The following is a 10,000-nucleotide window of genomic DNA, read 5'->3' on the forward strand; positions in this document are numbered from 1 at the left end:
CATGGCAAAGCCGCTGTTGGCCGAGACATCCAGCGCCGCCACATAACGGTCATCGCGGGCTTCCTGCACATCCGGCTGGCTGAGGTCGCCCACAAAGCGGAAGGGTCCGTTCTGGGCGTCATCGCGCGACAGGGTCATTTCAATCTCGAAGCCGGCGGGCAGCGCGTCATCAACCACGATCGGACGGGTTTCCGCATAGTTCGTCCGTCCACTGATGACCACCAGCACCTTTTGCCCCTGCACGACCTGCGACGGGTCGATACGCTGGCCCTGAAGCGTATAATAGGCCTTGTCGATCGTATAACCCCTGGCCTCTGCCGGGGGCGGGGCCACGGGCACACCGGTAACAGTGATTGTGCGCCACACCGCGCCCTTACCCTGATTAGTGAACTTCGCGTCCTTCACCGCAGCGATCTGGAAGCGTTGCAGGCTCGACTTACCATCCAGCGCCTTGACATTCTCGCCCTTGATGCTGAGCGGCCCAGCCTGAGCCAGCATCAGGGAGGCCGCTTTCAGCACCTGCGCCTGTTCCTGGGTGTTCATCTCGTCCGGGCCTTTGACATGGCGTTCCAGCAGCGGGATGAGCGTCTTCGCCGTATCCAGCTCCCCGGCCTCATAGGCCAGAGCGATGACCGCAGCCACATCGCGCAGCGGCGACTGATACCAGTCATAGGTAGCCTTATAACCCATGCCCTGCGCCGCCTGACGGAAGGCCGATCTGGCCCGCGCCTTATCGCCCATCAGGGCCAGAGCCGCACCGACCTGCGCTTTCGGCACGGGTGACCGCTCGGCCTTGAACTGCACATCGTGATACCAGCGCAGGCGCGCCAGATCGCCCGAACCCGCCTTGGCCATCACATAGAGGGCGTAGGCCGAGGCGCGTGAACGCATCTCTTCCGAAACAGACTTGGCGGCCATGGCGTTCCACCACGGACCCTCTTCGATCTTGAGACGGTAGGACACCGAGGTGAAGCCTTCCGGTTTCGACATGTCGCGCATGGCGTTCATCGCCTTGTCGATGACCTCCTGCGGCACATAGACGCCGCGTTTGCGCGCCTCGATCAGGAAGTCGGTGGCATAGGCCCCGATCCAGCCTTCGGCTTCCCCGTCACCGGCGCGCCACAGGCCAAAGGCCCCGTCCGCCGACTGACGATCCAGCAGGCGGTTGACCGCGCCCTTGAGGATGGTCTGAGCCCGCGTCGCATCCGCACCGCTGACATAGAGCCACGGATAGGCCGCCGAGACGATCTGTTCGGTACAGCCATAGGGATAGCGGTTGAGCGCCGCCGCCAGCGGGCCCGGATCAATACCCCGGAAGGGCGAATAGGACACCTGAACCGTCGCCGACCCCGGCTGCAAGCCATTGAGCAGGTCCGGCGGCAGGGTGAAGACCGCCCCCGGTGCCTGCTGATCGATGACCGTGCGGGTCTGCGCGCCCCAGCCCATGCGGGTCTGAATCTGATAATCCTCATCGAAGCCATAGCCCTGACCCGAGAGGGCCAGATTGATCCTCGACACACCGACCGTGGACGGGGCCTGAATGAGGATACCCTCCTGCACGCGCTGACCCTGACCGATATTGAAGGCCTTTTTGAAGGCCGTAACGATACCGTTGAAGCCCTTCACGAGGCTCTCATACAAGCCCGGCTTGCCCTCAACATTGTTCAGTTCCAGTGTGGCATAGGCCTTATCGCCCGGCGCAAGGAAGCGCGGCAGGGCCAGTTCAGCCACCACCGGCTGACGCACGGTGAGCTTGTCTTCGGCCGAGCCAACCGCATCGTCGGTCCAGGCCACAGCCATTATCTTCAGCTCGCCATTGAATTTGCCAACCGGCAGTTTGATATGCGCCTTGCCATCAAGGCCCGTGTTGACGACCCCCGACCACAGGGCGACTGTCTTGATCGGCGTGGTGGTCAGGCCATCACCGCCAATCTGATCCCCGCCGAAGACGTCCGCCGCCGCGCCCATATTGGGGTCGAGCAGGCGGCCATAGTCATCACGATATTCCAGCCCCAGCGCCCGCTTGCCGAAATAGAAACCGGCAGGATCAGGCGTCTTGAACTTGGTCAGGTTGATAATGCCCTGATCGACGACGGCCAGCGACACACGCGCCGTCTTGCCGAGGCCGGCGCCTTCGACCTTCACCGGCACGTCGATAATCGCCTGACCCGATTTCGAGAAGTCGGGACGAAACACCTTGTCTTTAAGGTCGAGCGTGACGTTCAGCTTGCGGTTCTTGGGGTCAAGCGGCACGTAGATGAGGCCCATGGCCCGGCGCGGCTTGGAGGCATCGACCGGGTCTCGCGGCTGCACGACGCTAACCATCACATAGGCCCCACCGCCCCAGCGCGCATCGGTCTTGAGCCGCACGGTGGTGCCGTTATCGCCGACACTGACGGTTTTCAGGTCGATCAGGCGGTCATTGGCCACCGCGATCTGCGCCTCGCCCTTGTATGGCGATTTCAGCGTCAGCGAGATCGTATCGCCCTGTGCATAGGTCTGCGATCCGGCCGTCAGGCGCACAAAGTCCGGCGCTTCGGTGCCGTCGGACGGCGCGCCCCAACCGGCGGCGAAGCGGATCACCGTCTTTGCTCCTGTCGAAGGCTGCGTGATCTCCAGACGATAATCGCCCCAACCCAGACGATTCTCGAAATTCAGCGGCGATGCCGCCCCGATCTCATAATCCTTGTCCGAGATGACCACATCCTTGGAGGTCCGCCGCCATTGCCAGCGCCCGTCCTGCTGATACCAGTCGTAGTTCCAGTTTTCCGAAATCAGCTTGACCTTGACACCCCGCGCCGTCACCGGGGCACCCTGCGCATTGAGGGCAATCAGGCTGAAAGCCGTCACCGGGTTTTCGCCACCCTTAGAGTCTTTGGTGTCGAGCTTGACCCCGACATAGACGGGCTTGGTACGGATGCGCAGCGTCTCCACCTCGCTGACCGGACGGCCACCGGGCTCAAACACCGAGGCGGTGACCAGAGCGGTCAGCGGCTGATCGGTGTCGTAAGCAGACGCGAACGGCAGCACCGCCTTGCCCTCGGCATCGGTCGCCGTTTGCGGCAGGTCGGCATATTGCTCATCGAACGGCGTCTGTTCGTTACCGAAACGATAGTCTTTATACTTCGGGAAGGGGTTGCGATCGACGCGCACGCGCGCCGACCCCGAAACCGTCAGGCCGGACCCCGACGCGCCATAGAGGAAGCGGGCGGCGACCTGCACGGCGCGCGTCTCATTCACAGCGGTCAGCGGCCGCTCAACATCGGCCTTCATATCGACGCCAAGGCGCTGCGGTGCAAAGTCTTCGACGGCGAACCCGGCGCTGCCCTGTTCTTCGTCAATGCCTTCGATCAGCAGCTTGGCGCGCCATTGGCCGCGCGGGGCCGACTTCGGCAGGGCGATATTGGCATAGGCAAAGCCCTGCGGCGTCTGGGCGAACGGATAGCGGAAGGCTTCGACGCCCGACGGGCGATAGACGACCAGCGCGCCCTTGCGGTCTTTGATTGCCTTGCCGTCCGGATCGCGCACCAGCGCCACCAGACGCACCGTCTCACCGGGGCGATAGATGCCGCGATCCGTATAGAGATAACCATCCACCAGCGCATTCATCGTGCGACCATCGGTCAGCTTCTCATCCGAACGCCCACCCACGCCCTGCGACGAGAAGTCCATCGGCGAAGCGTGGATGTCCATGGCGGTGAAGTCTTCCGCCGGGCCATAGGCCATGATCATCTTGGGCGACAGCGCGTCTTCGCCCTTCAACAGGGCCTTGTCGAAATGCACGCGGCCATCGGTGGTGGAATTGGCAGAGGCCAGTTCTTCGCCGTTCTGCGCCACCAGCGCCACGCGCACCGACCCCATCGGTCGGGCGGTTTTCAGCGAACGCACCACCACATCCACCCCGGTCGTGCCGGTATAGGTGGTCAGCGCCATATCGGTGAACAGTATCCAGCGGCGGGCCTGCGCCGGCTGATCGCCCTCCTTCTTGTCACGCCCGCCCGAAGCGTCGCGCACCTTGACCACATAGGCCCCGGCCTTGAGGTCTTTCAACACGGCCCCCAGCGGGAAGACGGTGGTGACGCGCTCACCCGCGCCGCCCTTCACCGCCACCTTGCCGGACCAGATCTTGTAGCCTTCACCCTTGGGGCTGTCCTCACCCCATTCGTAGTCGTAATCGCCTTCGGCCGTAGCATCCGGCGCACTGATCGTCTTGCGCACCAGATTGCGGTCGCCGACGCGCCAGACCTCAAAGGCCAGGGTCGAGACGTTCAGGCTTTCGACCGCCACCCCATCGGATTCCTCACGCGGCAGGATAACCCCATTGCCGGCGAAACCGACATAGGGCGGCTTTTCCCCGAAGGCGAAATCGACATCGGCATTCTGTTTCAGCGTATCCTTACTCGCCGACGGCAGGCCTTTCAGCAGGGTCACGCGGCGATCCGTAAAGCCGAAGCCACCAACGCACAGCTCCGAGCCCTTTACCGTCACCGCCGGAGCCGACGGCAATTCCGGTGACACCAGCACATAGTCGCCATAGGATTTGGAGGCATCGAGCGGTTTGGAGAATTCGATACAGGCCTGCGGCGACGACCCCGACGTATCCAGCCTTTGTTTCCAGACGGCAAAACCGGCAGGCTTCATGCCGCCAGAGCGCGGCGCGTTTTTGTCACGCACCTTGCCGAACAGCTTGCCCATGGTTTCGGTAATGGGAATCTGACCTTGCGGGGCCGCCTTGCGGAAGCCACCCTCGGTCGCCTTGGCCGTCAGAAACCCTACGCAAAACCCGGAAATCAGGACCGCAGCGGCGGCGCTGAGGACGGTACGGTTACGCCAGTCGATCATCGGGGACCCCCATATATTTGGGCTTGAGTATGGGCCGGTTCCGCCCGAACGTCAAAACCCCTGTCTTGGGGAGGGCGTGAATTTTTTTTGGCGGTAGCGTCAATTGAAAGCGTCTATTAACCTATCGCTAAGCTTACTCTTTTCGTAAAGGGTGAGTACCCCCGGAGTCACAACCGGTCTCCTTTTGGGCTGTGAGGACTGAGTGAGTAGCTTTTCGCGTGTTCTGGCGCTGGTCGTCGATGATAACCACTACATGCGGGTTATTGTCTGCACCATGTTGCGTGCCATGGGGATTACCCATATCCGCGAAGCGTCCGATGGCGCCGAAGCACTGGAAATCGTGCGCGACTGGCGGCCCGATGTCATTATCACCGATCTGGTCATGGAAACGCTGGATGGCATCGAAATGACGCGCCTGATCCGTACCGGTTCCGACAGCCCCCACCCCTACGTGCCGATTATCATGATGACTGGCCACACCGACCGCTCGCACGTGCTGGCGGCGCGCGATGCCGGGGTCAACGAGTTCGTGGCCAAGCCGCTAACGGCGCGCGCCCTGATCGACCGCATGAAAAGCGTGATTGATAACGAACGCGCCTGGGTCAAATCGGCCAGCTACACCGGCCCCGACCGCCGCCGCCGCAAAAGCCCGGATTACCGAGGCCCCTTCCGCCGGGCCTCGGACAAGGCGGAAAATATCTAACCCGCCTCTCTGCAGAGCCCGAAACTCTGCGGTGGCAATTTGACCTTGCGCATATTTTTTGAACGTTTTATTGGGTGGCGTTCAATAAAATAAAATGCCCAAGGTTCCCGCATGCGTTTGTCCTCCCGCCGTCGCCTACCTGCCCTCGCCGTCCGCCTGCTGAGCGCCAGTGCCTTGGTCAGCCTCATGGCGGCTCCCGTATGGGCACAGGAGGTGACCGAAGTGGTGGTAACGGCGCGCAAGAAGCCGGAATCGCTGGCGCGCGCCCCGATCTCTGTTGCCGTGATTACCGGAGACCAGTTGCGTAGTGGCGGGGCCTATGATCTGCGCGATGCGCAGGTGCTGACCCCGTCCCTTCTGATCACCTCCACCGCCAACGAAGCCCAGACCACGGCGCGGTTGCGCGGTGTCGGCACGGTGGGCGACAATCCGGGGCTGGAGTCTTCGGTCAGCGTCGTCATCGACGGTGTGGTGCGGGCGCGCACGGCCACGGCCATGAGCGATCTGGGGGGCGTGGAGCGTATCGAAATCCTCAAAGGGCCGCAGACCAGCCTGTTCGGCAAGGGCGCATCAGCGGGCATTATTCAGGCCATCACTCAGGCCCCGCGCTTTACGCCGGAGCAGGTCTATGAGCTGACAGCGGGTGAGCGCGGCACCTTCGCCGCCACCGCCTATGTGTCGGGACCACTGGCCGACAAATGGGCCGGATCGCTGTCGCTGGTCCACCGGCAACGCGATGGCCAATACCGCATCAATACAGGTCAGGGGCCGCGCAGCGACACCCGCGACGGCGATCAGAACTATGACTCTTTACGCGGTCAGTTGCTGTATATGGACGCCGACCGTCTCAGGGTGCGGCTGATTGCCGACTATACGGCGCGCGACGAAAACTGCTGCACCGGGACAGTGGTTCAGGTGGGCGCAACCGCGCCGTGGATCAACGGTCTGGCATCGGGTCAGGGGGTGGCTACCACCGCCGATATCGACGGGCGCCGCGCCTTCAGCAACCGTTCAACCGCGCAGCATATCAAGGATGGCGGCCTGTCGGCGGAGGTCAACTGGCGGCTCGACAGCGGCCCGACACTAACCAGCGTGACGGCCGCACGACGTTTTGATCACCGTCAGGGCTATGATGCAGACTTCTCAGGCGCGGACATCTATTACCGCATTCCGGATGATTTCGGCACGCGCTTCGATACGCTCAGTCAGGAATGGCGACTGTCCGGGAAAAACGGTCCGCTCGACTGGCTGACCGGCGTCTATCTGTCCTCGGAAAAGGTGACGCGGCGCGATTCTTACGTCTATGGCGAAGACTATGAGCCCTATCTCAGCCTGCTGCTGTCCAGCGGCGCTTCGACGACTCGTGTATCCAGCCTGACCGGTCTGACCGCCGGCAGCGCCTATCCCATCGGCGGCGGGGCGCGCGACATTCACCGTCAGACGGAACGCAATGCCGCCCTGTTCGCCAATCTCGACTGGGCCCTCACGACAGAGGTGTCGGCGGTACTGGGGCTGCGCCTCAACCGTCAGACCAAGACGCTGAACTCCGCCTACAGCAATACGGATGGCGGCGTCGGGTGCGCGGCGGCACAAAAGCTGGGGTCGTCGGGTCTGGGGACGCTGTGTCAGTCCTTTTCCAACCCCGCCTTCAACCGTCTCGACCTGACGCAAAAGATGTCGGACGACGCCGTGACCGGCACGTTCAAGCTGAGCTGGCAGACCACGCCTTCGCTGATGAGCTATGCCTCGGTGGCGCGCGGCTGGAAGGGCGGCGGCTTCAATCTCGACCGTGAACAGACGACGACCTATGCGGCCGATCGCGATACGTCCTTCCGTGCGGAAACCGTCACCGCCTATGAGGTCGGGCTGAAAGGCCGCTGGTGGCGCGGGCGTCTGGCCTTTGATGCCGCGGCCTTCCATCAGGACTTCCGCGATTTTCAGCTCAACACCTTCCTCGGCGCGACCTTCCTTGTCACCTCGGTGCCAGAGCTGACATCGCACGGCATAGAGACGGAAACGCGCCTGACGCTGAAAAACGGCCTGCGTCTGGTCAGCGGCGTCACCTGGTCCGAGAGTCAGTTCGGGTCGCAGCCCGTGCCCGGCCTGCCGCGCCTCGCCGACGCCCGCGCCTCGTTTGCGCCCAAATGGTCAGCGACGCTTCAGGCCGATTATCACCGCGAATGGCAGGGCCTGAACTGGGGCGCGGCGCTCGATGCGCGCTATAATTCCGATTACAATACCGGTTCTGATCTCGCCCCCATCAAGATTCAGGGCGCCTATACATTAATGAATGGCCGTCTGAGTGTGGCGAACCGTGATGAGACGGTGGCGCTCGACCTGTGGGGGACCAATCTGACCAATGAGACCTATTATCAGGTGGTGTTTGGCGCACCTATGCAGTCGGGCACGTTTAATGCCTTTGTCGGTCAGCCGCGCACCATTGGCCTGACGCTGCGTTTGCGGCGGTAAGATTTGTATTTCACGACTTCTGTGGTAAGCCCCCCTCCGTCAGTCTGCTAAAGCAGACTGCCACCTCCCCCGGTACGCCGGGGGAGTATGAAATTGTCCCGCCTCATCCTTTTCTGGATTGAGATTTGGGGACTTGCCGAGCCAACCCAATGACCGATCTGCCTGAACATTCCCCTGAAACCCCCGCGCCCTATCGCGTGTCGGTGCTGACCATGTTCCCGGAAGCCTTTCCCGGCCCGCTGGGGGTATCGGTTCTGGGGAATGCGCAAAAAGAATCTGGCCTTTGGGCGCTTGAGCCTGTGGACATTCGGACCTTTTCGAGCGATAAGCGCGGCTTTCTCGACGACACCCCTGCCGGGGGTGGTCCCGGACAGGTGCTGAAGGCCGATGTGATCGCCAAGGCGCTGGACAGTCTGGGGGCCGATGACCGGCCCAAAGTCTATATGAGCGCCCGTGGACGGCGGCTCACTCAGGACAAGGTCAGGGAATGGTCGAAGGCTTCGGGCCTGATCGTTTTGTGCGGTCGGTTTGAAGGCGTCGATCAGCGCGTGCTGGATGCGCGCGGCTTTGAGGAAATCAGCGTCGGTGACGCCGTCCTTGCGGGCGGAGAGTCGGCGGCGATGGTCACCATAGAGGCAGTCGTGCGGCTTATCCCCGGTGTACTGGGGGCCGCCGAAAGCCTCGATACCGAGAGTTTTGAGGATGGTCTCCTCGAACACCCGCAGTACACGCGACCGCGGACGTTTGAGGGCCTCGACATCCCCGAAGTGCTTTTGTCCGGCGATCACAAAAAGATGGCCGTGTGGAAGCAAAAACAAAGAGAGGCAACCACGAAGGAACGCAGACCGGACCTCTGGGCGGCGTATCTTTCCAAATCACAGGCAAAAGGCGCTCCCAAAGCGGAGTAAGCCCTAAATAGGAGTTACATCATGAACCTGCTTCAAAAGATCGAAGCCGAAGAAGTGGCCAAGCTGAAGGCTGGCAAGACCGTTCCGGCTTTCCAACCGGGCGACACCGTTCGCGTCAACGTGAAGATCAAGGAAGGCGACCGTGAGCGCGTTCAGGCCTATGAGGGCGTCGTGATCGCCCGCGCCGGCACGGGCATCAACGAAACCTTCACCGTCCGCAAGATTTCCTTCGGCGAAGGCGTGGAGCGTAAGTTCCCGCTGCTGTCGCCGAACATCGACTCGATCGAAGTCAAGCGCCGCGGCGTCGTGCGTCGCGCCAAGCTGTACTATCTGCGCGACCGTCGCGGCAAGTCAGCCCGTATCGTCGAGCGTTCGCAAAACTCGACGCGCGGCTCGAAGGGCGACGAACTGCGCGCCCAGATGGCGGCCAGCGAGTCCACCGAGGGCTAAGCCTCTACCGCTTATCGAAATTGAAACCCCGCTGGTTCGTCCGGCGGGGTTTTTTCTTGCGCTATCAAGCCATTGTGCAATCGGTTTTTAAGTGGCGGCCGTATCAGGGAGTGTTAATCTCGCTCAAACCCTTGCGAAAAGAGGCCCTGATGAAACGCCGCGATCTGTTGCTTACCGGTCTGAGCCTGAGCCTACTCCTGACCACGCCTGCCTGCGCCCAGACGGCCAGCCGCCCTTCGCCTGAGTCGAACGCCTTTGAAGCCAGCGTATTCGCCGAAGGCATAGAACAACCCTGGGGCATGGCCTTCCTGCCCGATGGGCGTTTGCTGGTTACGGAAAAGGCGGGCGGGATCAAGCTGATCAGTAAAGACGGCAAGAGCCTTCAGTCGATTTCCGGTGGCCCAACCGTGGTCGATTATGGTCAGGGCGGTCTTCTGGGCGTCGCGGTCGATCCGAAATTCAGCGAAAACGGCCTCGTCTATTTCAGCTTCTCCGAAGAGGGCGAAAACGATACGGCGGGTACGGCCGTGGCGCGCGGCAAGCTCAACGGTTCGGCCATTACCGGTCTTCAGGTCATCTGGCGGCAAACACCCAAGGTCGAAAGTCCCAACCACTGGGGGTCGCGCAT

6 protein-coding genes are annotated in these 10,000 nt (G+C 62.1%); 5 read left to right on the forward strand and 1 reads right to left on the reverse strand.

Going from position 1 to position 10,000, the window contains the following annotated elements:
• Window positions 1-4,842, reverse strand: a 4,842-nt coding sequence (locus LDL37_RS02425; protein WP_290793790.1) for an alpha-2-macroglobulin, incomplete at its 3' end; no start/stop codon positions are given.
• 202 nt (window positions 4,843-5,044) lie between these two features.
• Between LDL37_RS02425 and LDL37_RS02430 the strand changes: the two genes are divergently transcribed.
• The 5 genes from LDL37_RS02430 to LDL37_RS02450 form a co-directional block, all read left to right on the forward strand.
• Entirely contained in the window at window positions 5,045-5,545 is a 501-nt protein-coding gene (locus LDL37_RS02430) for a response regulator (protein ID WP_290793793.1), read from the forward strand.
• Between the two features lie 111 nt (window positions 5,546-5,656).
• Window positions 5,657-8,014, forward strand: a complete 2,358-nt coding sequence (locus tag LDL37_RS02435; protein ID WP_290793796.1) for a TonB-dependent receptor — start codon at window positions 5,657-5,659, stop codon at window positions 8,012-8,014.
• A 149-nt stretch (window positions 8,015-8,163) separates the two neighbouring features.
• The gene (trmD, locus tag LDL37_RS02440) at window positions 8,164-8,922 is read left to right on the forward strand and encodes a tRNA (guanosine(37)-N1)-methyltransferase TrmD (protein WP_290793799.1); all 759 of its coding nucleotides are present in this window, start codon (window positions 8,164-8,166) and stop codon (window positions 8,920-8,922) included.
• A 21-nt stretch (window positions 8,923-8,943) separates the two neighbouring features.
• A complete protein-coding gene (rplS, locus tag LDL37_RS02445) occupies window positions 8,944-9,372 on the forward strand; it encodes a 50S ribosomal protein L19 (protein ID WP_013477725.1) in 429 nt (142 codons plus the stop codon).
• A 149-nt stretch (window positions 9,373-9,521) separates the two neighbouring features.
• A partial coding sequence (locus LDL37_RS02450) for a PQQ-dependent sugar dehydrogenase (protein WP_290793807.1) occupies window positions 9,522-10,000 on the forward strand: 479 nt, incomplete at its 3' end.

Source organism: Asticcacaulis sp. (genome assembly GCF_020217185.1).
Classification (GTDB): Bacteria; Pseudomonadota; Alphaproteobacteria; order Caulobacterales; family Caulobacteraceae; genus Asticcacaulis.